At 45.1% G+C, this 24,950-nt stretch carries 20 protein-coding genes; 3 read left to right on the top strand and 17 right to left on the bottom strand.

From position 1 onward, the window contains the following. Positions 1-90 precede the first annotated feature (90 nt). Positions 91-1,203, top strand: coding sequence for a LuxR C-terminal-related transcriptional regulator (locus tag V6669_RS13305; protein ID WP_338594268.1), 1,113 nt, complete (start codon positions 91-93; stop codon positions 1,201-1,203). Between the two features lie 239 nt (positions 1,204-1,442). On the opposite strand, the gene V6669_RS13300 is transcribed toward V6669_RS13305, so the two are convergent. From V6669_RS13300 to V6669_RS13275, 6 genes are all read right to left on the bottom strand, one after another. After that, positions 1,443-2,456, bottom strand: coding sequence for an iron ABC transporter permease (locus V6669_RS13300; protein WP_338594267.1), 1,014 nt, complete (start codon positions 2,454-2,456; stop codon positions 1,443-1,445). Continuing rightward, complete coding sequence (locus tag V6669_RS13295) at positions 2,453-3,478, bottom strand: iron ABC transporter permease (RefSeq protein WP_338594265.1); 1,026 nt, start codon at positions 3,476-3,478, stop codon at positions 2,453-2,455. Before V6669_RS13295 ends, V6669_RS13300 begins: the two co-directional genes overlap by 4 nt. A 117-nt stretch (positions 3,479-3,595) precedes the next feature. Continuing rightward, a complete protein-coding gene (locus tag V6669_RS13290) occupies positions 3,596-5,563 on the bottom strand; it encodes an AraC family transcriptional regulator (protein ID WP_338594264.1) in 1,968 nt (655 codons plus the stop codon). Positions 5,564-5,852: 289 nt separating this feature from the next. Then, positions 5,853-6,740 (bottom strand): membrane protein insertase YidC, encoded by an 888-nt coding sequence (yidC, locus tag V6669_RS13285; RefSeq protein ID WP_338594262.1) that lies wholly within the window; start codon positions 6,738-6,740, stop codon positions 5,853-5,855. Further along, positions 6,677-7,027: a hypothetical protein gene (locus V6669_RS13280; protein WP_256704410.1), complete on the bottom strand. Its 351-nt coding sequence runs from the start codon at positions 7,025-7,027 to the stop codon at positions 6,677-6,679. The genes yidC and V6669_RS13280 overlap by 64 nt, the downstream gene beginning before the upstream one ends. A gap of 92 nt (positions 7,028-7,119) precedes the next feature. After that, positions 7,120-8,739 (bottom strand): DUF4173 domain-containing protein, encoded by a 1,620-nt coding sequence (locus V6669_RS13275; RefSeq protein ID WP_338594261.1) that lies wholly within the window; start codon positions 8,737-8,739, stop codon positions 7,120-7,122. Positions 8,740-8,873: 134 nt separating this feature from the next. Here V6669_RS13275 and V6669_RS13270 point away from each other — a divergent pair, with 134 nt between their 5' ends. Then, positions 8,874-10,691 carry an ABC transporter substrate-binding protein gene (locus tag V6669_RS13270; protein ID WP_338594260.1) on the top strand — a complete coding sequence of 606 codons (1,818 nt, stop codon included), beginning with the start codon at positions 8,874-8,876 and terminating at the stop codon, positions 10,689-10,691. A 44-nt stretch (positions 10,692-10,735) separates the two neighbouring features. Here V6669_RS13270 and V6669_RS13265 read toward each other — a convergent pair whose 3' ends face one another. Genes V6669_RS13265 through V6669_RS13255 form a run of 3 tightly spaced genes read right to left on the bottom strand, consistent with a single transcriptional unit; the run spans position 10,736 to position 12,404 of the window. Further along, on the bottom strand, positions 10,736-11,806 hold the full coding sequence (locus V6669_RS13265) for an FtsW/RodA/SpoVE family cell cycle protein (RefSeq protein WP_338594933.1): 1,071 nt from the start codon (positions 11,804-11,806) through the stop codon (positions 10,736-10,738). A gap of 14 nt (positions 11,807-11,820) precedes the next feature. Continuing rightward, on the bottom strand, positions 11,821-12,072 hold the full coding sequence (locus tag V6669_RS13260) for a permease prefix domain 1-containing protein (protein ID WP_338594259.1): 252 nt from the start codon (positions 12,070-12,072) through the stop codon (positions 11,821-11,823). Next, positions 12,069-12,404, bottom strand: coding sequence for a helix-turn-helix transcriptional regulator (locus V6669_RS13255; RefSeq protein WP_017688825.1), 336 nt, complete (start codon positions 12,402-12,404; stop codon positions 12,069-12,071). Before V6669_RS13255 ends, V6669_RS13260 begins: the two co-directional genes overlap by 4 nt. Before the next feature lie 224 nt (positions 12,405-12,628). On the opposite strand from V6669_RS13255, the gene V6669_RS13250 reads away from it, so the two are divergent. Next, positions 12,629-13,213 (top strand): AAA family ATPase, encoded by a 585-nt coding sequence (locus V6669_RS13250; RefSeq protein WP_338594257.1) that lies wholly within the window; start codon positions 12,629-12,631, stop codon positions 13,211-13,213. Positions 13,214-13,812: 599 nt separating this feature from the next. Here the strand turns inward: V6669_RS13250 and V6669_RS13245 are convergent. The 8 genes from V6669_RS13245 to V6669_RS13210 all read right to left on the bottom strand — a co-directional run bounded on the left by V6669_RS13245 (position 13,813) and on the right by V6669_RS13210 (position 24,930). After that, positions 13,813-14,778 carry a TIM barrel protein gene (locus V6669_RS13245; RefSeq protein WP_338594255.1) on the bottom strand — a complete coding sequence of 322 codons (966 nt, stop codon included), beginning with the start codon at positions 14,776-14,778 and terminating at the stop codon, positions 13,813-13,815. A gap of 289 nt (positions 14,779-15,067) precedes the next feature. After that, positions 15,068-16,786 carry a hypothetical protein gene (locus V6669_RS13240; RefSeq protein WP_338594253.1) on the bottom strand — a complete coding sequence of 573 codons (1,719 nt, stop codon included), beginning with the start codon at positions 16,784-16,786 and terminating at the stop codon, positions 15,068-15,070. Between the two features lie 121 nt (positions 16,787-16,907). Beyond that, a complete protein-coding gene (locus V6669_RS13235) occupies positions 16,908-17,780 on the bottom strand; it encodes a carbohydrate ABC transporter permease (protein ID WP_338594252.1) in 873 nt (290 codons plus the stop codon). 38 nt (positions 17,781-17,818) lie between these two features. Then, positions 17,819-18,721, bottom strand: a complete 903-nt coding sequence (locus V6669_RS13230) for an ABC transporter permease subunit (protein ID WP_062834078.1) — start codon at positions 18,719-18,721, stop codon at positions 17,819-17,821. Between the two features lie 111 nt (positions 18,722-18,832). Beyond that, entirely contained in the window at positions 18,833-20,434 is a 1,602-nt protein-coding gene (locus V6669_RS13225) for an extracellular solute-binding protein (protein WP_338594250.1), read from the bottom strand. 395 nt (positions 20,435-20,829) lie between these two features. Then, positions 20,830-21,258: a hypothetical protein gene (locus V6669_RS13220; protein ID WP_338594248.1), complete on the bottom strand. Its 429-nt coding sequence runs from the start codon at positions 21,256-21,258 to the stop codon at positions 20,830-20,832. Positions 21,259-21,441: 183 nt separating this feature from the next. Continuing rightward, a complete protein-coding gene (locus tag V6669_RS13215; RefSeq protein ID WP_338594247.1) occupies positions 21,442-23,685 on the bottom strand; it encodes a helix-turn-helix domain-containing protein in 2,244 nt (747 codons plus the stop codon). 21 nt (positions 23,686-23,706) lie between these two features. Next, positions 23,707-24,930 carry an MFS transporter gene (locus V6669_RS13210; RefSeq protein WP_240661826.1) on the bottom strand — a complete coding sequence of 408 codons (1,224 nt, stop codon included), beginning with the start codon at positions 24,928-24,930 and terminating at the stop codon, positions 23,707-23,709. Between the last annotated feature and the right edge of the window lie 20 nt (positions 24,931-24,950).

Raw genomic sequence — 24,950 nt, 5'->3', positions numbered from 1 at the left:
ACTCGTTGTTCGTCTAATTTCATTATAGAAGGATACGGCGAGCCTACAATCCCAGAACATTGGGATATGCGCACAGAGAGAGGAGTAATCTTGTTGACATCACGTATTGATCGGAACCACAGACTTATCACTTCTCTTGAAAAAGGAACCTGGACCTCACATACCTATCGGGAAGCTGTTCTCAAGCAGATCCATACGGTTATACCTTACGATGCATACTGTTTCACTACCGTTGATCCTCTGACTCTTCTCTCCACAGGAGCTGTGACAGAAGATGGCATTGAGGCCATTCATGATCGGTTATTCATTAATGAATACATGGAAGAAGATATACATAAATACGCTGAATTAATTCGCAGCGGTGAGCATACAGCTACACTTCATACGTCCATGAACTCACAGCTTGCACTAAGCCCACGTTATATCAAAATTCTTCAGCCAGCGGGGTTTGGTGATGAATTGCGTGCTGTATTGGTCAGTGGAGACGCTTGTTGGGGATACCTGACGCTGTACCGCAAGACTGAAAGTACTGTCTTTACAGAGGAGGAGCGGTTGATGATTCAGTCCTGGACCGCTTCTATTGCATTGATGCTGCGGTCCACAAGTCTGACACTTGTGGATGAGATCACGAGTGGCAGTCCCGAGGAACCCGGAATTTTGATCACCTCGGACACGTTCCAGCTCTTATCGCTGAACGCCCCAGCTCAATATTGGCTGTCCCAATTACGCACGCTGGAACATGTAGGGCCGGATGTTCTGCCCCGTCCGGTACGTGCAGTGAGTTCCCACTTGCAGCGCAAGAATCGGGCAGAACTGGTCGAGGGTATTCAGATTGCAACCGACTCACCCTCCAAAGTTTGCATCCAACTTCCGGATGGGCGTTACCTCATACTTCATGCCAGTCTCATGCAACAGCTTACGGGACCGGATCAGATTGCTATCCGTTTGGAGCAGGCGATGCCACAGGATTTGCTGCCCTTGCTCGCCGAAAGCCACGGATTATCCAGTCGAGAGCGGGAACTGCTCGGATATGTGCTCCGCAGTTATTCGTCCAAGGAAATTGCTGCTGCGATGCATATTTCTGTATACACGGTTCAGGATCATTTAAAATCCATTTTCGCCAAAACCAAGGTATCCTCACGTCGCGAGCTCATCTGGTATTTCGTTTCCCGTTTTCAGCTGTCGGAAGAGCCTGCCATATAAATCCTGAGTAATTTCCCAGTAATCCACTTGACTATCAAATGAGAAAAAATCAAAAGATGCCAATACGATATCCTCGTAATGGCATCTTTTTCTATATGCTATTGATTAAGAATCATAACGGTAACACAGGGTAACTTCGATGTTTGAACTTTTGATATCGTTCATTCTGCTTTAAAATGCAGCGCACAGTCCTGCCAAGCCGTTTTCCACAAAAAATTCTGACTATATCATTAATTGTGTTATTTGGCTTTTGCTAGTAAATAAAGAAAATACGGAACACTAATGACTGTAATTACGATTCCTGTCGGCACATCTCCTACGAGGCTAATGGTGCGCGTAATCGTGTCAGCCACCACCACGACTAGACCCCCGGCCAAGCTGGCAGCCGGAATGAGTAATTTGTGATCGGGACCGACCAGTTTTCTGGCCATATGCGGAGCGATCAAGCCAACAAAAAAGAAGCTTCCCCCCACAGCTACACTGCCAGAGGATAAAGCAACAGCAGCGATTGACAACCCCAAGAACTGCCACTTCACGGAAACACCAAGCCCCTGTGCTGTCTGATTGCCCAGATGGAGGGCATTCAGTATGCGAGCCTTGTAAAAAATATAGCCGAGTAAGATCAAGACCCATGGTGTCAGTATGGAAATATAGCCCCAATCATCGCCCCATAGGCTCCCCGCGAGCCAATACAGCATGAAGTTCATCTGCGAATCATCCAGCTTGAGTGTCAAGAAAGTCGTCAGCGCCCCATACCCGCTTCCTAGCGCGACCCCGGTCAAGATTAAACCGATTGGTGAGATATCTCGTCCACGGCGATACGATAATAAGAAGATCAATCCCGCCGCCAATAGTCCGCCAACAAAAGCCAACAGAGGCAGAGCAATGAAGGAACTCTTCCCTGTTGGTGCAATGAATACAACAAAGAACAGGACAAACAAGCCCGATCCCGAACTAATTCCCAGTGTTCCCGGACTAGCCATGTCATTGCGCAGCAAACTCTGCATCACGACCCCCGCCGCTCCCATTCCCAGACCTACCAAGATCGAAAGGACAATTCGTGGCAAACGAAAATCAAACACAATCAGATTTTGCCTATCGGTACCGTTTCCCACGAGAACGTTCAGCACTTCTAGCGGTGAAAGATTCATTTTGCCAGAATTCATGCTAATAATCGCAAACACAAGGATGAGCACCATAAGCACTACATTGATGATAATGCCTCGTTTCATCGTATAATGCCGCTTGGTCATTCGTATTCCCTCCTTTGTCTTCGAGCCAAGAAGAGAAAATACGGCACACCAATGATAGAAAATATAATGGCAATCGGCGTTTCGAACGGTTTATTGATCAAACGTCCAGCCAAATCGGCCGATACGGTCAGCAACGCACCATATATTGCCGCTGCCGGAATAATGTATCGATAGTCGACACCTACCATATATCGCACAATATGCGGTGTAATCAGACCCACAAAACCGACCGGGCCAACCACAACAACAGCCAATCCAGTCAGCACGAGTACAATAATTGTCGACAAAATCTTGACCAGTCCGCTACGAATGCCGAGTCCACTTGCCACATCATCTCCCAAACTGAGCAATGTAACGGAAGGGGATAAGGCCAGTGCCAGCAGTATACCACCAACAAAGAGCGGTGAGATAATCAGCAATTCTCCCCATTTGACACCCGCTGTACTACCCGCCGTCCAGAATGTCAATGCTCGCCCCAAATCATAATTGATTGCCAAGTACTGACTGAGTGCGCCAAACAACATTGAAATAGACAGACCTGCCAGTACAAGCCGCTGTGGAGTCATTCCGCGATTGCCCAGTGACGCGGTAAAGTAAGTCATACCGGTGGCGATCGCTGCTCCCATACAAGCGAACAACATCATCTGCCAATACGAATAACCCGGCAGAAAGGCCAGGCAAAGTGCAATTGCAAATGCTGCGCCAGAGCTAATCCCCATGAGCCCGGAGTCGGCCAGCGGATTGCGCGTTGTCCCCTGCATGATAGCGCCACATACAGCAAGGCTGCACCCAACGATCAAATCGGCTACGGTACGCGGAAGACGCATGGTTTGAATAATTTGATGTTCAGTGCGCATTGGATCAAATCGGAAAATAGCCTCCCATACCGTTGCTAACCTCATATCAGCAGCACCAAACATAATCGATGCCGCCGACATGAGAACCGTTAATCCAAGCCCTACTACCATGTACATGGTAAAGTTCATCGCCCCACGGCGTTTTTGTTCAGGCTTGCTTTTCATCTCGTTTCCCTTTCATCACCTATTGACAATCCAAACGAATATGGATATGAACGTCCATATATTCGATTGGTCATGTTTGAAAATTTGGAGTGTTCAATTAAAATTTCGTTCTAACTCTTATTTAGCTAATGCCAGCAATTGACTAACAATATAATCAATCAATGCACTGGAAGTCATTACGTCGGTGGACCAAGATAGCGAAGAATTCACCTTTACGATCCGATCATGTTGCACAGCAGGTATGGCATTCCACACAGCATTATCAGAAGCAACGTTTCCATCTCCTAAGAAGATCATATAATCCCCAGAGTAAGCGGGTAATACTTCCATGGAGACATCGCCCCAATATTTATCTGCGTCGATAATATCCGTTTGGACTTTTGAAGGTGCCTGCAATTGAAGTTCATCGTAAACAAGCTCGCCAACGGCATGCTTGGCTCCAGCTATGTAGTTACTTTTATCACTGAATTCTCCAACCGTAATCGTTACATCGGATAGGCCCGCATTCTGAAAAGCTAGCTTTGCTTCTTCAATTTTTCCGGTATAAGCATTCAAAACATCCTTAGCCTCTTCCTGTTTGTTCAAAACATCGCTAATAAATTGTATCCGCTCTTCTGTAGTCATATCACCATAGGGAACATAAATGGTCGGGGCAATTTTGGATAAATCATCATACGACTCATCACTCCATGCCAAAATGATAAGATCAGGCTCAAGCGTCATGATATCTTCCGGCTCCATGGCTACTTTTATGGAGTCTGTAATCTGGTTAGCATAAACAGGCTCTGTCTCTCCCCGTGCAGCTCTAGCCACACCTAAAGGAGTTACACCTAGGGCTACCACATCACCAACCAAATAATCGACTACAACTCGCTGAGGGTTGTTAGGTACCTCAACATCACCCTTAACTGTGGTTATCGTTCTGGTCTGCGAGACTGCTTCCGAAGCTTTTGTCTCCGACCCTTCCTGTTGTGTCGTCTGCTGTGTCTGTGCAGGTGTTGTATTCGCCTTTCCCCCATTATTCGCTGGCGTCCCTGACGTACATGCTGTCAATAAGAGCATCATGCTTATCGCCGCCGCCAAAATCATTTCTTTACTTCTTAATGATCCAAACATCGTTGATTCCCCATCTCTATAAGACTTGACTAGACTCGCTAGTTCCCTCTCATCGTAAGGGAGATGAGAATCATTATCAATACCATCAACCTGCATGGATAGTGCGTTTATTTTCCGATAATCACTTGGTGTCATCTTATAATGCTTATTAAACATTCGGAACAGGTTTTTCTCATCTGCGAAGCCAGCTCCTGTTGCGATTTCTTTAACTGTCGCTTCTGTATGTTTCAAGTCATGACAGGCAGCTTCAATCCTCCTCTGAATGAGATACTCCTGTAAGTTCATCCCTTCCCTTTTTTTAAACAACCGCGTCAATTGTCCACCACTGATCCCAAACATATCGGCAATTTGTTGAAACATAATCGGCTCCCTGTAATGTTTATCGAGATATATCTTGGCAGAACAGGCTGGATCTGGCTGGAGATACCGAATCTCACCACCCTCCAAATCCCTATACACCTCATGAATCAATTGATATAGAAAACTTTTGGCCTGTAGCTGATCCATCGCTTTGCCACGTTTCCAGCCATTCATCATCCGTTGGAACCAATCGCGTAGCAAGATGGGATTACTTGGCGTATAACCAAACTGTTGAACAAATGGATTGACTTGCTCCAGTAATTGCTGCAGATGTTTCTTGAAAAAGAGAGGTGATTCTGCTCTATAGAAAACCATAAAGGTATTCACAATCTCCTCTTTAGGCGTAATACTGAGCAGGCTCCCCTTCCCACCGTGAACTAAGCCAAAACGTTCCATTGCAAATGTGGTTTCATTCAGTTGGATTTGCGCTTCTCCCCCATATGCATAGATAAACATGCTACTAGGCATTTTATATTGCTCCAACGGGTATTGTGACGCTACATTCTGAAAGCGTACATCTATTAATGTAATGATCGAACGTGTCCAGATACTGGCCATCATATCAATCATCTCCGGTGTAAATCCCTGTCTTGCTTCTTCCTCTTGCATCTATCCGCGCTCCTCGTTTCACTTTTTCCAATGTATACATCACTCAATAATTGATATTGATTATCAATATCATATCTGATCAGGTAAGTATATCATCATTAAGTGATATTGGGGAACAGGCAGTAGACGTTATGCTTTTCATCCGTTTTCGTAAAAAAAACAAAAAAAGGAACACCTGAGAGTACAAAAAAAGCCTGATCCATATGGATCAGGCTTCTTCATTATGTTTTTCGTGTTCAACACTGTTCCGTAATCACCATGTTTCCGCAGCCAACTGGGACCAAGTTTATTAAGAATTTGCAGGTTTCCGAGAAGGTTTGGATGAGGTAGATTTTTTATTCTTTTTCTTACTCATTTCCACAACCACTGGCTCCTGTGGATGTTCCACCGGGTACATTTTACGGAATAATAACGTCTGTAGTACCAGGAATGAACCCCCAACCGTCCAGTAGAGCGGCATCGCTGCCGGAGCTGTAAGAGAAAAGAATGCCATCATCAATGGGGAGAGATATCCCATAATGGCGAACTGTTTTCGCTGCTCAGGCGCCATATTGGCTTGTGATACCTTGGCTTGAATCAGATATATGACCGCGACCACCACAGCGAGTACGTAGTCCGGCGCTCCCAGTTTGAACCACAGGAACGAGTGAGAGGACAACTCCGGTGTAAGTCGGATGGCTGTGTAAATACCTGAAAGTATAGGCAACTGGATGAGCATTGGCAAGCAACCAATATTCAGCGGATTGAACTTATGTTTCTTGTACAGCTCCATCGTTTCCTGAGACAGCTTTTGCTTATCAGCAGGGTCATTTTTGCCCTCATATTTTTTCTTGAGCGCATCCATCTCGGGTTTCATGGCGTTCATGATGACTCGTGTTCCCTGCTGGGACTTGGCTTGACGCATCATCAATGGCAATAGTGCTAGACGAATGACAAGCGTAATCACGATAATCGCGACCCCGTAGCTTCCGTTAAATATCGTGGCAATGTGCTGTATCAGATACGAGAGTGGAAATACAATGTAGTGATTAAAAAATCCCGGTGTCGATGAAGTAATCTCCGACACGTTGTTGCTGCATCCGGCAAGCAGCATGACTGCAAACAAAATGACAATCAGGCCATAGATCCGTCCCTTGCCCGAAGTAAAAGTGAATCCCTTGTTAGTCTTATGTTCCATATATATCCTCCTCGTTGATTTGTTGACCAATCGTTCAACGAGGAATGACAATCTGGTTCATCTTCATCGGGCGCTTCTCTTCGTCTAATCATGCGACTCCAGTCTTCCTGTCTATGCTGTCTGTCCAAACACAGGGCGGGAAGTACAGGTTCAAGTCCACCACCGGCGCCACCTTCCACCCAGTACTCCGTCATGCCACAGTGAAGATGGGCAATATAGGCATAACTGACGGTGAAGATGAGTCCAATCGAGAATAAATATGGTAATAACTCCTGCAGTTCAAACAAGGGATTCACCCCCTTTATAGGTTAGTTTTTATATTATAACACTTACATATTGTTTTTGCATAAATCCGTATGGGAAAACAAATACACTTCAGCTATTCCGTTCTCAATTTGGACAACTCTTGCTCAGCTCGGTGTCTTGCCACGTTATAAGAAGGCCATGAGCGATCTGATGTATCCATATCCAGATATGCTTGACGTTCCAGCATTTCCCTCTTGAGATCCGGATACTCCTCCTGAGCAAACTCTCGAAGTAACGGAACTGCATCTGCCGATAGACTCGCCAGATAGGTTGCATCAATATTGCCAGTCTGATGATAACGTTCAATATTCAGCTCGGCAATCCGTTTATCCATGCCCACATAGTTGACTGCAACATAAGCTGTGAGCGCCAGCACAATATACCAGCGAATCAGCGGTATTGACGTGTACCGTATACGAAGGCCAGCAATCAGCAACAGGAGTGCAAGGAAGATCATAAATGCGTGTACCAGGAAGCGGATGTACGTATATCCATATGCCTGCTCATAAAGATTTAGGCGCATAAACGCGGAATACAACATAATTGCTGAACAACTGACCAGAATCAGGAGCAATACCTGATGCACGATGGAACCCGCTTTGCGACTCGAACGGGTATACTGCAAAGCAACAATAAGAATAAAGAAGTTAATACCTGTGACGAGAATTAACTCTGCGAATCCACTTCTCGCATAGTCTGCGTAAGACAGATCTACCGGAAGATGCCCCTCTCCTGCACCAAACAGATACGAAAACTGTACAAGTACAAACAAAACGTACACACAGTTAATGACAACCAGCATCGTCCCTACAATGATGGGGTCCAATCTGAATGGTTCCCGCTGAACTGGAGTGCGTTCGGGCTCGGGTGTAATCTTATTCGTAACCTTACCTTCAGTGGCCGGGTCCACTGGAGAGAATATATAGGTGTGGTCACGCTTATCAACCGTGGATGCAGCTCCATTTTTCCAATGTGCGTTCTCTCTCTTCTCTGCCTCATATTGCATTGGCTGTAAGAATCCCCATACATAACCGAACAGCAATACACCTGCGATGACAATCCAGATGATTCTCGGTATCCCTGGAGTAAAAGCCAGCTGATTCAGCCACTCCGGAAAACCGGCTAAATACTGATCAAAGACCCCGTCAGCAGAGGACAGTAATGCAACGACTACAATGAGGATAGGCAAGGACGCCACAAGACCAATGAGTACTTTAAAAACAACTGTTTTCTGTGATTTGCCGATGCCACGTCCTCCTGCTCTCACAGCAATGGCAGCAACCGTCCCCCAATGACGTATGGCTTGAGGCAGCAAGTGGTCAATAGCCGTACCAATCAAACCAATCTCCCACCACTGCTTCTGTTTTCTGCCCATCAGATACGTCATATGTAAGATAACTACGCCGGGTACAACCAGAAAATTAAGAACATACAGCAGTTCATTGTCGTATAACAGGAACGTTAGCGACAACAATAGCACTACAGCCGCCACAAAAGCATCAATGAACTTGAAAGACCTCATGCGGTCCCGTGCAAACAGATACATGAACACATAAAAGAGAATTACAAAGATAGGATACGATACGCCAATCTCATTACCATAGAATAAATACTGGTGAATGATCGCCAGCATCCATGCAGACAGTAGCGTGATTAGAGCGCGTTGCGGTGAAGCCATTATTTTATCAATCATGGGAAAAACCTCCATTAACCTTTCTATGCTATATTCTAGATGATAAAATAGGAATATAAATAGAAATTATAATCGACAAAACTTCTTATTTTAGAGGAATACGTCAGAGTTCACCTCCAGGAGGGAATCAACACTTGAAATTACATCAGCAATATCTGCTGTTGCATCGTCATTACGGTCACCATACAGAACATGAACTTACACTCGCCGATCTCGCTGAGTTGCTAAATTGTACACACCGCAATACGTTAACGATTGTCAAAAAGATGGTTGCCCTTGATTGGATTCGTTGGGTTTCCCAGCGTGGCCGTGGTCGGCGTTCTTCACTGACTTTGCTTGTTCCGGCTGATCAAATCGCCGCAGAATATATGATGCAGGCCATGAATCGCCGGGAGTTGCAGCAAGCTGCCGAGCAGGTGAGCGCATTCTCCAGTTCAACAATCATGCAGGATCATCTAAACCAGTGGTTGCTTGGATATTCAGGACATCATACGGAAGCCGGCACCAATAATGAGCAGATTGATACACTTCGGTTGCCCCTCCGCCAACAGCTTCATGCGCTTGATCCGCTTTACATTAATCTATTAGCTGAATCCTTTGTTACTAGCCATGTCTTTGACGGGTTGGTTCAGCGGGGTGAACAGGGAGAGATTCTCCCATGTCTCGCTCATACCTGGGATGTCAGTGCAGACCGAAAGACATGGATCTTTTATTTGCGGAAAGGTATTACTTTTCACGATGGTCAGTTGTTGACGTCCCATGATATTGTACATACGTTTGAACGGCTGCAATCTACAGATCGCCGGACACTGTACCGTGATGTAAGTAAACAGATTCTCTCTATTGAAACGGTCGATTCCTTAACCGTGTGTTTCCAGTTGAAAGGTCCTCATGAATTGTTTTTGTCCTTCCTGACAACAAGTCGTGCGGCGATTGTACCCTCACCAGGAACAAACGAACATAAGATAAAGCATTCGGGTGATCTGCCTGGGATGCAAAAACCTGTTGGGACGGGGCCGTTCAAGGTCACTGCCTGGGATGATCACTTGTGCAGACTTGAAGCCTTTTCCTCGTATTTTCAGGGTAGAGCACATATGGACCGGGTAGATATCCTGCAAATTCCGTGGAGTGCCTCGGCAAAAATGGACGATAGCCAAGATATCGAAACTCCGTTCTTTCATCTAGTTCATAATCCGTCTTTGTCTGCGGGTGCAGACTGGACACAGATTAGTGCAGGTGTGATGGTTCATAAATTACTCACGTGTAATACACAAAAAACCGGACCGTTAAACGATCCGGCAGTAAGAGCACACCTTCAGTTATGCCTTGCTGGAATGTATAGAGATGACGGACATGTAGATGACTCTGAGGTTGTTGTGCCTGATTTTAGTACGGTGAATACCAAGAAAGTCCAGGCCCACTCGGAGGGATTTAGCGATATATCGATAAGTTCCGTATCCTCCAGTCCCATCTCCCTGCACATTGCAACCATTCCACAATATCGCAGGGATGCTAAACATCTGGCGTCCATACTGGAGCAGTGCGGTTTCTCCTGTACCGTCCGTACCGCTACGATGGAGCAGTTCAAAGGAAATCTCCGGCTGGAATCTGATCTGATTCTCTTCTCTCTCATTCGGGACAGGGATGAAGAACTGCGCAGGTATGATCTCTACTCCACGTTGTCTGAGCATTTGGAAGATTCTGCTCGCATAGCGATTCATAAGATTTTGCAAACCATCGTCGCCTCTCCCATCGCAGCAGATCGAACTTCTGAATTAGACCGAATTGAGCAATTTTTGGTTGACCAAAATTTACTGTTCCATTTATCCGAGAAACCAGTAGAAACCGCTTATCTGCCTTCTGTGCGTGGTCTATCTTTCAATAGCCAGGGATGGGTGAACCTGCGTCATATCTGGTTTCCTTCTGACGCACGAGCACATCAGTCTGATTAACATCGTATTATATGACTTATACCATCCGATCACGTATCTTTTTTTTATTTTGACATGGTCGTGATCGGCTCTCCCTGTTTGCTTCTCAATGAAATAGTATCTTTACGTCGATATACTCCAAGCAGTAAACCCATCATGGCGTATTCTAATATTATATGAATGCCGCGCCCGATAAAAGGAAAGTTGACACTGACAATCGGAACCTTCCCGGTAGTCATCGCAAGAGAATATAACATTTGCAAAGCGAACGTGATTGTAATACTGAAAATAATCATTCGACCAAAATCATCCCTAATACACGGCAACGTCTTTAACATACTGGCAATAAACCATACGATTCCAAGCAATAGCAAAATACCTGCTGACCAGCCAAACACATCAATAAGCATCACACCGGGATAGTCCATATAAAACCTTTGGGAAATTCCAAAGGTTATGTCAAAACCGTTGCCCCACCATCCGGCGGACTGAAGGATACTTATAATTGAACGGTTATACTCGAAGTTCCCCAGCAGATCATTCTGAAGATTCAAAACGACAGAGAGTCTCTCAAAGCGCTTGTATTCACCTGTCAAAAACAACTGCAACATAATAACACTTCCGGTTATTGTAGCTCCGATGAAAGTATAGAGCCATTTTCGTGTAATCCAGGCAAGCATGATTAGCGTTGCCGTTCCGAACAGAAACAATCGTACCCAATCTGAAGCTTGAAATAGGCTATAAGACGGCAAAGCCACAAGAAGCATATATGTTGAGACGGATTGTACATCACACTTGGTGCTCAACTTATCCAGCATAATTGCACCTATGGCGAGAGGCAACACCCACATCGATGTCGTTGTAAGATCAATTGTAAAACCGAATATGCTCCAAAACCGTTGTACACCGTAATCAAACGGTGATACCAGCGGATTAATCCACAACATACCACTTAACAAAATATAGATCCACCAGGCAGCTTTTTTCCATTTTTGATAATCAAAATACATCAAAAACACCATCAGTATTAAACCAAAAATGGTATACATCAAATGACTTATATATATCAACTGATAGTTTTCATCTGAAATATTTGTCGTATAAATCCACATCAGCAGCAGGCTTATTATTAGCAAACTGGCAATTCCCGTTAACAGCCCCAATGCATACGATGGCGATGCAATCGGTGCATACTCTTTCCTACGACAGCGGGATCACCCATCTGTTCAATGGCATATGTAATTGCTTCTTCCTCTGTATAACCTTCTTGTTCTTTATCCAAAATCATCTCTTCCATGTGGTTTCCCAACTCATCACGCAAGTCATTATGTACTTCGCGAGCTTTAACCTGAACACACATGTGATCAAGATAATGCTGAATTCGCTCATGTCGATTCGTCATGTCAGGCCTCCTTCCCCAAGCACCCGATCCACAGCTCGACGGAACAAATTCCACTCTGCTTTTTTACTTTGTAAGGCCTCCATCCCCTTGTCACGAATCGAATAATATTTCCGTTTACGGCCTTCGACCTCCATCCAGTACGACTCTACCCAACCTTCAATCTCCATAGCATGCAAAATAGGATATAACGTGCCCTCTTTCAGATTAAACACACCCTCAGATTGACGATGTAGTTCCTTAATTAATTCATAACCGTACAACGGTCGTTCCTGAAGCAAGGTCAGAATCAATGTCTCGGTACTGCCTTTAATCATTTGTTTGTTAACCTGCAACGCGCTCACTCCTTCCTTTTCATATACATCGGAAACCTATGCATAGAACAACTAGGTATGATATTACCTTATCCTTCCTCTTCTGTCTAGCCAACAAGCTTCTTTATTTATGTTAAAATAAACAAGTCCTTTCATTCATGAACTCTAATGATGAATCTATATATTCGTGTATTTTTTAATTACAGATACTATTTTTTCAATACAATTAAGGAGGCATTACATTCATGAGCAAACTAATTTTCTTTCTCGGCGGGGCCGGAAGTGGCAAGACCACACTTGCCAAAACCCTTTCCCGTAAACATAAAGCTGCTTTCTTCGATATGGATATTCTGCTTCGTCCTGCGGCTGAGGCAATCATGACCCTTCAGGGACTTGACCCATCTGACCGAGATTCGCCTGAATACAAAAGGTTGTGCCGTGATCTTGGGTACCGCATTACGATGGATGCTGCTCTGGATAACGTTCAGTTGGGTATCGATACAATCGTTGTGGGGCCATTTACCAAGGAAATCGGTACCTCTGACTGGATCGAGCAGGAACTCGCACGGATTGGACGTTCTCTGAAAGATACGGATGTGCGGGTTGCCTATATTTATCTTGAGAATGAAGCATTGTATCACAAACGGATCACAGCGAGACAATCCCCACTAGATGAATGGAAGTTAGCCAACTGGAATGCCTTCACAGCTTCTCTCGTCCGTAAAGAAATAGCCTGGCCCCTCCCTGCTTCATCCGTCGCTTATATTGATAATTCCAGTGATGATCCTGCGATTGCCTATGCTGAACTTGAACGACGGATGTACGAGTAAAAAGAATCACAGGCCCAATCTTACCTTGGTGATAGGTAGAATAAACGCTTCTCTCTCCAAATTCTGACTCACTTCGAACACTCTAACGAATCTTAGGCACCTTATTAATTGGTTTAGACTAACATGAAAATTCTAACGAACCTCAGTAATGTTAAACTGGAGCAGACAAGTGAAAATGGGCAAAAATGGGCTATACACGAAGTGATAAGGTGTCTCAGATTCCTTACGATTTCAATCAGACCCATATGCTTGGAATAAGGTGCGTCAGGTTCGTTAGTTTTCCAAAGAGTGCCTAGCGATGAAGCCAATTGTGCGCCAAAATGCTTTTGAATGCTATTCAAATGTGATCTGAATGAAAGCTGTACACCGATCACATATACACATATCTAACAAAATCAAAAAAGGGATCCGTCTCACCAAGCCTAGCAGGCCGATGAAACCGATCCCTTTTTCCATTAAACATCCCCGCACAACATGGGATAGACGATACCTTCTACTCCAATTAGACGTCAGATATCTGCCGAGAAGAATACTTCACATTCCTCCGTCACCCTACCATTCACCTATCCATGCACTTAGCATAAAATAGACCAATCTGCCTATCCGCGCTGACGCGCAGCATGACGTTCAGCAATACGGGCCGTGATTATTCCGTGACTCTCATCGATCTCGTCCGGTGTACACGCGGCTTTTAACTCATATACTTTCACCGGAGAACGGTCGATAATATCCAAAAATGAATCAAAAAAGGTCATGTCTTTACTATGGATGTATGGACACCAATGATCTGCCAACCCTACGGTTTCATGAATATGCACGCCAACCACGTGATCAATCAACGCGTTAGCCTCACGTACATTATCGTACAGCCCCATTCGATCCATCATCATACCGTGACCAATATCGTACCAAAGACCAAGCGGCGCGCCCTTCATTTGTCCAATAATCGTTCCTGCTTCGTGCAAAGTCGGCATCTGATAACAGCGTGAACGGGTCTCAATACCGAAATTCACCCCGTATCCTCGCTGCTCAGACAAGTCACATACCTTTTCCAGACTCTCCTGAATCCGGCTCAGGTAATGTGCGCTGCCATCTTCCCGCTTCTCCAACATCTCTTGCCATAAAGATTGATATGCCGATGAATCCGGTCCTTGATCGTGGTATATCTTTTTCAACGCTTCATCTATATTGTATTCAAACGGAACCTCACCCGGATGTACAACAACAGCCTTGGCCCCATAACGATGTGCGTACTCGGCTGAGCGAAGTAACAGTTCAATCGCCCGCTTGCGGCGCGGTTCATCATCGAATCCGAGCAGGACGGAATCCGTCCCGTAATCTGGATCAGCCACATGCGGGAATGTATTATGCACACTGGATACACCGATCTCTCCCCGTTCAATCATCGGTTCTATCGTCTGCAGCATCTCTTCCGTAACGTTGTAATTCAATTCCACCTGTCTGAACCCAAGAGACTTGATTTCTTCAATCATGCCTTGTCCGGTCGTATGACGTTTGATATTCCAACATGTTGAAAACGAATATTCCTGTTTGTCCGTATACATGATTGGTCCTCCTGTCTATCATTCTATCGCCCATTCATATTCCATTTATCTCTATCTATATAAGTTGAACGAATAAACTTTACACTAGATCACTCCAATTGCAGTACCATCTTCCGATCGCTGTTATCCCCAGATTTTTTTGATCCCCTTCTCCAAAGGGAAAAATCCGGTGATAGCTTATGCTTCCGATGCAGCTTTCTTGCAGAAAGCTTTCAGGCGAACGCTCCGCTTCTTCAGATCCGTTCTGCACTCTTCGTTCTCGTGTAAATGTTCAGTTCATCTTATATACCTATTTATTCCTCATACCGTTGTCTTCACGGAGAGTCAATTCAAATCTCATCTTGTTCGCAGTTTTCCCAGGCACATAACGATAGATGATCTCCGCATGATTCACGTACATTAATACGGATGGTTCAGGCGCTTCAGCCTTCACGATACACGTAAGTCCAGGGAACTGCCATAACGCTGGTGTAATGTCCTGCTGACGAAGGGATGGCCCTCTGATTTCAAAATAAACATCGATCTCTTCCGCCGTATCCAGCTCCACATCAATGGTTAACGAATCTGGCGTGAGATCCACGTCAAACGTCACTCCGCGCAGATGACTGTTCCACCCCTCGCCTACCTCACGGCGGATCAAGCGAAGATAATAACGCTCCCCCATCTCTGTCTGCCAGTGGATCGTGGCTGGATGCATCTGGCCGTTGGTATTCACACTTCCCGACATGGCACCAATCATCCGGTCCTCACCAATCCAGGCTTTGGCCGTACATAGATTCCGATTGGACGTTGGATCATTGCGCTCACACAGTTCCATGAACTGTTTCTGCACAAGCCGATCCTCTTGATGAGCCTTGAAATACGGCACGGCTTCCGCGGGCACATCTACCCCAAGGAGCGCAATCAGTGGATCATGGCCTGACTCACAGTTGATTCCTGCCAGATATTCATACCCTTCTCCAAGCAAGAGATAGATAAATACACCGATTGAACTATGCTCTCGCATCTCCATGTCGTACGCCCGAGAGAATGGGCCGGAGAGATTTTCGAGGTTGGCATTATAATATAGCGCAATGTTATTCCACAGCCCATGTTCAATTCGGTGTCCAATTTCAAGTAAACGTTTGGTGACTCCGTACTTTCGATACATACCAAGCACGGAGAGATCCACCCCGTAATACGTTGTTGTATTGAATTCAGCGAATGTCCCGTCGTACTGTTCAAACTCCTTCATCAATCCCTCCGCCTGTTCATCCGAATGCTGAATCCATTCTGTTCGGTTCAAGCGATGGCCGTAGTAGTGGGTAATGAAAATATGCATTAACTCAATATTGGTGTTCATGGGGATTACGTCAGATAACCTGCGTTCTATTGACCCTTGAACAGCCAATGCCATGGCATGGTCCATCCGTTTCATGAGTGTCTCCGGTATAAGTTCAGCGAATTCAGCAGTTACGACCACACAGACACAAGCGATAAACTCGCGCCAGTTGGGATCATAGCTGATCCAGACCGGTGGCAGAATCTGATTCACTGCCGAATGAAAAAGGCGTTTCAGTTGTTTGGAATCTGCCGCCTCTGTGAGCAGAGATCCATCTTCCTGTAGTTTATGGATAAACTGCGCAGACACCTTCTCAAAGGTGCGTTCCAGGAAATAGGCCGTGCCTGGCGCAAAAGATTTCCAAGCATAGTGACCCGCTGGTGGATGCACATCAGTTGGCCGGGTCGCGAAGGTTCCGTGATAGATCTCATCCGGAGCGTCATATTGAACATCGAGCACCTTGTGGAACACTTGTATCGCGCGTTCCACATCACCAGGCTCATTTCGAATCAACAACCCAAGCGCATAATGTGCACTGGCTCGTGTGCTGTGCTGCGATGAATCCTCTTCTTCAAAACTCCGAAGCAGATCCAGTTCCTTATCATAGAAGCTATCCATCATCGTCATGGTCTGGTTTACAAGATACTGCTGCTCTTTCGACATCTTTTCTACCATTCGTTGTGTCATGTCATGCGCCCTCCCGAGACTATAGGTGCGTGTTCAAAAAGATCAGTTTTCAGTACCAAGAAGCTGATGATGCCACTAGGCATCATTCGTAATCAAAAGTGAACTTTTTGAACAACCTCTATTAACCTTTTACAGCACCTACCATTACGCCACTGATAAAGTACCGCTGCAACCACGGATACACAAGCAGGATCGGTAACGTGGAGAATATAACACTAGCTGCTTTCAGACTCTCAGGCAGGACCTGAACGGCACCAATGCCTTCGTTCTGCATCAATTCTGTAATCTGGTTTTGCTGAATCATCTGATACAACTTCAATTGTAGAGGGTATAGCTCAGGCTTGGTAATATACATGAGTGCATCCTGGAAACCATTCCACCGTCCTACCGCGTAGAACAGGCTCAGTGTTGCCATAACCGGAAGGGCTAGCGGCAAAATAATGCGCATAAGTGTTCCGAAGTGGCTGCTTCCATCAATACCTGCTGCTTCTTCCAGACTTTCGGGAATACCTCTGAAGAAGGTAATGAGGATAATCATATAAAACGGACTAATCAATCCAGGCAGAATAAGTCCCCATGTGCTATCAAGTAGATGCAGATTTTTGATCAGAATGTACTCGGGAATAATACCGCCACTGAAGAACATCGTCACGACAATGACAAGCATGAACCACTTTCGCCCTTTCAGATTACTCTTCGCCAGTGGATATGCCGCTGCAATGGTCATCACCATGCTTAGTACCGTACTCAGGACGGTCAGCCAAATGGTATAGATGAGGGAACGAATCATCGATCCATCTGCAAATACTTTGGTATACGCCTCAAAGGACAATTCTTTGGGGAAAAAGGAAACTTCTCCTGAACCGATCGCCCGGTTTGAGCTGAGCGAGATCGCAATAATATGAATGAATGGTGCAAGACACAGCACCATCGTAATGATAATAAGAATGACGTTTACCGTGTTGAATATTCGATTCGCCGTGTTTTCAGACATCTCACTCACTCCTTACAGATCATATGTGATTCAATCCACTACATAATGCTCTCATCGGTTAATTTCTTGGACGTATAGTTCGCTCCGAGTATGAAGACAAGTCCAACTAAAGCCTGGAACAAACCTACAGCCGTTGCTAGCGTGACCTGACCGGATTGTAAACCGACACGATAGACAAACGTGCTGAGCACATCCGAGTATTCACGTACAGCCACGTTACCGATAATAAATGGTCGGTCGAAGCCGATAGAGATCATGTTGCCGACATTGATGATCAATAAGGTAACAATCGTTGTTTTGATGCCTGGCAAGGAGATGTGCCAGATTCTGCGTAGCCGACTTGCTCCATCCACTTCTGCCGCTTCATACAGCTCACGGTTAATCCCTGTCAGAGATGCCAGATACAGAATCGTACCCCAGCCTGCACTCTGCCACACACCTACCGCAAGATACGTAAAGAGCCAATAGTTTTTGTCTGAAAGGAAAGGTAATGGATCAAATCCCATGCTCATCAAGATATTGTTAATGAAACCCGATTGTGTACCGAATACCTGAAGTACGATCCCTCCAATAATGACCCACGAAATAAAGTGAGGAATGTACAGTAAAGTTTGTGCCAGTTTTTTGAACCAAGCCTTTTTAAGCTCGAACAATAAGATGGCCAATATAAGCGGCGCCGGGAAGGACACCAGCAGATCCAGCATGTTAAGCACTAACGTGTTGCGTAATGCCGTGTAAAATCCCTGATTTTGAAACACTTCTCTGAATGCATCCAAGCCAATCCACTCACTACCGGAGATCCCTTGAAAGAAGTTAAAGTCCTTGAACGCAATCTGCACGCCATACATTGGCCCATACTTGAAAATAATGAAGTAGATCATGGGCAGTAGGAGCAACGCATATAGTTGCCAGTTTCTGCGGAAATAGATGCTTGTTTTCATAAACCTTCCCCCCATGTCATTCAGGATTCTTCATCAAGGCGATGTTACCATCGCCCTAATGAAATCCCTGTTCTTTGTTGTCATACACATTAGATGTGATCTCTACTCTACTTATTTCATCGCTTTGTAAGCTTCTGTACGTTCATCCAGGATTGCTTGACCACCGCTTGCCATGTAGTCTTTCATCATGCTGTCATACGTGGCTTCAAAATCAGCGGGTTTGGAAATGGTTGTTTTCACGAAGAACTCCATGAATTTGTCTTTCAAGCCGTTACCGTAACGTGCTTCTGCATCAATCGGTTTGGAGAAACGTACCGGTTGAATCGTGTCCGTGTTGGAAATTGCTACCGACTTGCGCATGTCATCCCGATACTTCGACTCTACCTGTACGACATAAGCCTCTTCATTTTTCTTGTCATCCCCAACGTATTTACCATTAACGATAATGGCAATGTCACCGGAATTATAGATACGACCTGCGATTTCAGGTGAAGCATCATCTTTGATCAGTGGTACACCATCCACGAGCTCATAGTTCTCATTTTCAACACCGAATTGCAGGTCGAACAGGTTGTTGCCCGAAGCCATCCAATCCAGATACTTCATCGCTGCTTCCGCATTTTTGCTCGATTTCGGGATCATGACATACATCGCATTGGGTGTATATGCCGGTTTGGCGAATTTGCCTTCGGAGTTTTTGAATGCATCAATCGGTGTCATCACTGCATCCGGTTGATTGGTTTGCAAGTTTTTGTACGTACCGGAGATGTAAATCTCCCCCGCATCCTCGGTGTAGAATCCAACTTTGCCGTTAGATACATCTTCCCACAGCTTTTTCTTGTCTTTGTCGAGTCCAAAGTCCTTGCTCATTAATCCTTCATTATAAAGTGTGTTCATATATTTCAGAGCGTCCTTGAAACCAGGCAACAACGTTGGATAGTCATTGGAACCCAGTTGCTGCGTTAATGTATATTTTTGTTCTTCCGTTAGCGGTTCAATGAATGACCAGATCAGGGGTTCATATTGAGCCGAGGCAATCGACATCCCCATTGGGATAAGTCCTGTGCCAACCTTACCCGGATCTTTTTCCTTAAAGGCCTTCAATGTTGTATGCAGCTCCTCAGCTGTCTCAGGGGAAGGCAATCCGAGCGCATCCAGCCAGTCCTGACGAACATAGGATGCGTACTTGCCTAGAACAAGACGTTTACCTGGAACCGCAAACTGTTGTCCATCGTATTGACCGTAGGCCAGCGTTTCATCTCCCAGGAACTTCTTCAGGTTAGGACCGCTTTGATTGATCAGATCCGTAAGTTCGGTCAGACCTCCTTGCTCTGCATACCGATTGAATGTTCCCGAGTCGTAGGTAAATACGATATCAGGTACTTCAGATCCACTCGCCATCAGAACGTTAAGTTTCTGTACTTCCTCCGAACGTGGTACCGGAACAAACTGAACATCAATGTTGTTTGGATCACCAAACTTCTCTTGTATGAAGCGAGTCAGATAACTGTCCGAAATGGTGTAGCCCGCCGGAGTATTTCCGCGGTCGAAGATTTCTACTTTCAAAGTCGTTTTTTCCCCCGAACCCGACTCTCCTGATGAAGATGCAGATTCGCTTCCTGATGAACATGCGGATAATAATAGAGTGAATGCTGTTACCACTGCGAGGATTGAACTTGCCTTGCCTGCCTTACGTCTTTGAAATAATCTCATTTGACCTTTCCCCTTTCGCACACTCTCTGAATGAATTCACATGATTGCCACTCCACTTTGTTCAGCCCATTTTGTTGCACCTGTGAATGTCACTAATCATTACATATGATCTGATATTTAGACAATAAACTATTTTCAAAATGTAAAATTCACGTTTTTTAAGTTAAATACCGCGATATATAAACATATTTCCTGACAATATACAATTTTCACACCTTTAATGTTAACTATAATAACATATTGTGTTGTATTCATTTTGGTTTCTCATAGACAATCTGGTATCACCCAGCTTGCAATAATCTTTTTTCCATTAAATCTCTCTTCAAAAAATGAAAAAGAGACCACATCTTATGTGATCTCCTTGTTTAGCAACACGTGTAGAACGATTCGACGCACTAATTCCTTGGGGGAAGATTAAATTTCATTTGACCAAACAACGTATCGATGGCATTTCCCGCAAATTGATCGATGACATGTTCGTTGATCGTGTCCGTATGTTCCAAAATCAACACATTATACTTCTCATCATAATGCATTCCGCCCAAAATAAATCGTACTGGAATGTTCTGAGATGTCCCTGCCTTCGAAATGGCTTGAATAAGTTCGGATTCATGCCTTTGTTGACTTGTCGTGTAGGTACCAACAGGTATAGTTATCGTATATGACGAGTCATCTACATGAAATGTAAATGTGTTGTTGCTTGCTGTAATGGTAACCCGTTTACTGATATCTACCGATCCCCACACTTGCTGTCCATATTTGTACACCATCTTCAACTCCTGCCCTATTAATCTATGAATTGTCATAATGCTAGTATAGGACATTCGTAAAATTCCTTAACAACATACCAGCTACACTGGCCTAAGATCGTTGTTGAACATCCAAAAAATCTCCTGCAAAGGACGATAAGGGAAAAACCTTATTGCCTCATTCAGGAGATTTCATTGATATCTCTAAGGTTATTGGATTTCACCCGATACTCGGATGTTCTAACACGTGCAATACCGTTATTGATCTCCTTGTTTTCCACTCTGCTTGCGGTAGTCTCCTGGTGTCACGCCCATAATCCGTTTAAATACTCTGCCAAAGGAGATGGCATTGGCATAACCCACTTGCAGAGCAATATCCTGAACAGCCATATCAGATGCAGACAACAGACGGCAGGCCTTTTCGACCCTCAATTTCACCAGAAAATCAACAAACTTCATCTCAAACTCTTCCTTGAACAAATAACTCGCATATTTACCCGAGATCTGGAACCGATCACTCAGATGTTTTAGCGACAGATCCGGATCATCAAAATGCTCTTCGATATAAATTCGCAGCTCGTTGATCATCGCACGATGACTTTTCGTTTCATTCACAGACACATAATTGCGATAGACCTCTTTAAGCCACTCCTGCAAAATCTCTTGAATCCCCTCCAGTGTATCCACCTGCTGGATATCACTGCGAAGACGAGTCAGGATTTCCTCGGCAAATTGGCTTTGCAACCGCTCAGACAGCTCCCCGAATTCACGGGACAACATCTGGATTAACGCCTGCAGCAACATGCGAATATCGTTATCTGTAATCTGATCTTCGCTGAACGCAACAAACATCTGGTCCAGCTGCGTCCGCCAACCATCACCGGTTAGTCTGAATTCACGGACAAAGTCTGCGAGCATCTGCAAATACTTGTACGATTGCAGCTCAATACGATCCGGCAGTTGCTCACTGAGAACGATGGCATCTTTACCCAGGGTAAGTCTATGCTGCAAACCCGCATCTGCACTCGCATAGGAACGAGTAATCTCCTCCCAGCCCGATACGGTTCGTCCGATCCCGAACGTAAACCGGAGGCGGAAGTTTTCCGCAATCCACATATGCATCTGCTTAGCCAGATCCATAAGCAATTCACGGTCCAGTCCTTCCTGCTCATCCGACGCAATCACCACAATAAGCCTGCGGTTCCCAAACCATTCAGCCCAACCGCCGAACTGGGTCTCATTCTGCACAAGTTCTTCCACTACGTTCATGAGCGCAATCTTCAGAATATTCTGATTGGTCGAGAGATCGTCACCATTCATCTCCGCAATGAGGACAGCAACACTCTTCGGTTCCATGAATCGTTCCTCTAGCGGTTGCAGATGGCGAAGTCGCTGACGGAACGAATCCATTCGCTCTCCTTCCATCAGATCAACAAGCAACTGTCTGCGATGAATCAGCAAGTTTTCATGATGTTGTTTCTCATAGTCAACCGTTTGAGCAATCAGATGTTCCAGCGCACGGTCGATAAGTGCCAGTTCATCTTTGACGGATGGAGTTGCTTCATCCTCCTCGGCACGTGGCTGTAACGCCTGAATTCGATTCATGATGAGCTGGATGGGCCGCGTATTTCTGCGCGTAATGTAGATTAGTCCCGCCACTGCACCAACAATCGTTAATAATCCAATACCGATCCACACATAAGAGACGAGTGATACCCATGAATACAGCTGTCCGGATTGAATGCCGCTCTCAAAGACCAGACCAAGCTTGTCCGCAGTCACACGATTAAGGATTTCACCTGCAGAAGGGTCCATTTGATGCGCGGTATAGATCAGATTGTCGCTCATGTCCCGAACCTGAAGAACAGATAACTTTTCATTGGTCATGTTATCAATCTGCCGTTCTACTGCATACATGCGGATGGTAATGACGAGCAGTCCTTCCCCGCCCCACGGCAAAGGAAGCCACTTATTCATGCTAATTACCTGTGAAGGTACGTCGAAGGAACGTTCCTTATAATCACGTGGCAAGTTCCAACCGAGATTCTCCCGATCTTTCAAGGCTTGCTCAATATAGGCACGATCTTCAAAATCTTCCAAACGCATCATGCCTCTGGGCGTAAGAATCTGGGAATCGGACATGCGATAGAGATAAATGGATTGAATCATATCCTGCTGATCCAGCATACGTCCCAGCCCACTTGCTGCATCATAGATGAATTGACTCGATAATTGTCCCTGTCCAGCTTCCAGAAAGCGACTATATGTTTTGTTCGCACCAATGTCTTCAAGCAAGCGAAGTTCAATGTCGCTTAGCGATCGCTCCAGTGTATCCACGATATAGCGGGTGGAGATCATGTCGGCTTTTTGCGTTTCGTTACGTGAGAGTTCGTTGACAATCAGGAAGGAGAGAAAGATCAGAATGGAAATCGTAAGCAGAAAAATAGGAAAATACGAATACATCAACTTGGTGTGCCAATTCCGCTTCAGATTTACTTTCATAGGCTCCAGCTCCTTCCATCTCTATTCTAACGAGTATGCTCTTCTCTGTTCTTTGGCCTGCCTGCTGACGATATACAGAATCACTGATCCTAGTGCCGCACTGATCGTGCAAGCCAGATACATCAGTGATGGACCGCCGGAATCGAGTAAATATCCGTTAAGCATATTACCAACAATTCCGCCCAGTCCAGCAAACACCATGTTAAATAAACTTTGTCCTGTGGCCTGCATTTCCCGTCCCGTAACCGATGCCACATATTCCACTGCTGCGATATAAAAGAATCCGAAGGATAACCCATGCAGCACCTGAACGCCAATCATGACCTCAGGTGTCGGCCATAGCCATTGTATCCCCCAACGTAACATATACGCCCCGGCTGCAAGCAGCATCGTCCGTTCATGTCCCCATTTTCGGAGTATGAATGCTGCTGCCAACATGGATGGAACATTGGTAATCGACGCCAGCAACAGTGCTGTACCCGTCATGGTCACAGAACCGCCAGCCATCTGAAATGAAATAACAAAAAAGGAGTTAAACGCAGTGAGCGTTTGGTTAACCAGGAAACAACCTGTTAGAAATAGAAGGAATGTCCGGTTTCGGAGCAATCTTGCCAAACCTACGGAGAAGGTTACCGAGGACGAGGAGATACTCGTCTGCCGGGGAAGTGTACTTGCCAGTATAGCGCTCAGAATGTTAAACAGGAGAAATGGCAGCCATAACATGTGAATGGAAAACTGGGAGAGATACATCCCTGCGGCAAATCCACCAACTCCCGTTCCTATGCTGCCGAAGAGTCGGATCATGCCATATGAGGTGTTTGCGGCTCTCGCGGCTGTAACCGCATAGGAGTCAGCAACGGGTATTTGAGTCACTTGGAATATAGTGCATAAAGTATAAATCAATATTAATATAAAGTACACTTGAATATTGTAGAAGTACGCTAACGATGCAGGAACAAGCAGGCTTATGACCAGTACGAACCGTGTCTTTTTAAACTTATCTACCAGAATTCCCCATATAGGTTGAAGAATAATGGATACAAGTGTGCCAAACGCCATAATAAATCCGGTTTCTTTACTTGAAAACCCTTGTGCTACCAATATGGGATTAATGTACGGGTTAAACATCCCCCCGGCAAGCCCCATAAACAGATATAGGCCCTGTAATTGGAGTAAAACACGTTTTGCATCATTGGAATCGGCTTTTGTTTTCTCTGTGTAAGCCTTCATATGTCTACTTCTCATCCGGATCTCCATCCTTTATT

Origin of the sequence: Paenibacillus sp. Y5S-9, assembly GCF_036894235.1 — a bacterium.
Taxonomy (GTDB): Bacteria; Bacillota; Bacilli; order Paenibacillales; family Paenibacillaceae; genus Paenibacillus.
The sequence above is the reverse complement of the archived record's forward strand: the minus strand, read 5'-3'. Positions and strand labels throughout refer to the sequence as shown.

What these genes read in the sequence shown, in the direction of transcription:
- V6669_RS13300 (WP_338594267.1), bottom strand. Translation starts at nt 2,456, where the DNA reads ATGACCAAGCGGCATTATACGATGAAACGAGGCATTATCATCAATGTA.
- V6669_RS13295 (WP_338594265.1), bottom strand. Translation starts at nt 3,478, where the DNA reads ATGAAAAGCAAGCCTGAACAAAAACGCCGTGGGGCGATGAACTTTACC.
- V6669_RS13290 (WP_338594264.1), bottom strand. Translation starts at nt 5,563, where the DNA reads ATGCAAGAGGAAGAAGCAAGACAGGGATTTACACCGGAGATGATTGAT.
- yidC (WP_338594262.1), bottom strand. Translation starts at nt 6,740, where the DNA reads ATGGAACATAAGACTAACAAGGGATTCACTTTTACTTCGGGCAAGGGA.
- V6669_RS13275 (WP_338594261.1), bottom strand. Translation starts at nt 8,739, where the DNA reads ATGATTGATAAAATAATGGCTTCACCGCAACGCGCTCTAATCACGCTA.
- V6669_RS13260 (WP_338594259.1), bottom strand. Translation starts at nt 12,072, where the DNA reads ATGACGAATCGACATGAGCGAATTCAGCATTATCTTGATCACATGTGT.
- V6669_RS13250 (WP_338594257.1), top strand. Translation starts at nt 12,629, where the DNA reads ATGAGCAAACTAATTTTCTTTCTCGGCGGGGCCGGAAGTGGCAAGACC.
- V6669_RS13245 (WP_338594255.1), bottom strand. Translation starts at nt 14,778, where the DNA reads ATGTATACGGACAAACAGGAATATTCGTTTTCAACATGTTGGAATATC.
- V6669_RS13240 (WP_338594253.1), bottom strand. Translation starts at nt 16,786, where the DNA reads ATGACACAACGAATGGTAGAAAAGATGTCGAAAGAGCAGCAGTATCTT.
- V6669_RS13235 (WP_338594252.1), bottom strand. Translation starts at nt 17,780, where the DNA reads ATGTCTGAAAACACGGCGAATCGAATATTCAACACGGTAAACGTCATT.
- V6669_RS13230 (WP_062834078.1), bottom strand. Translation starts at nt 18,721, where the DNA reads ATGAAAACAAGCATCTATTTCCGCAGAAACTGGCAACTATATGCGTTG.
- V6669_RS13225 (WP_338594250.1), bottom strand. Translation starts at nt 20,434, where the DNA reads ATGAGATTATTTCAAAGACGTAAGGCAGGCAAGGCAAGTTCAATCCTC.
- V6669_RS13220 (WP_338594248.1), bottom strand. Translation starts at nt 21,258, where the DNA reads ATGTCCTATACTAGCATTATGACAATTCATAGATTAATAGGGCAGGAG.
- V6669_RS13215 (WP_338594247.1), bottom strand. Translation starts at nt 23,685, where the DNA reads ATGAAAGTAAATCTGAAGCGGAATTGGCACACCAAGTTGATGTATTCG.
- V6669_RS13210 (WP_240661826.1), bottom strand. Translation starts at nt 24,930, where the DNA reads ATGAGAAGTAGACATATGAAGGCTTACACAGAGAAAACAAAAGCCGAT.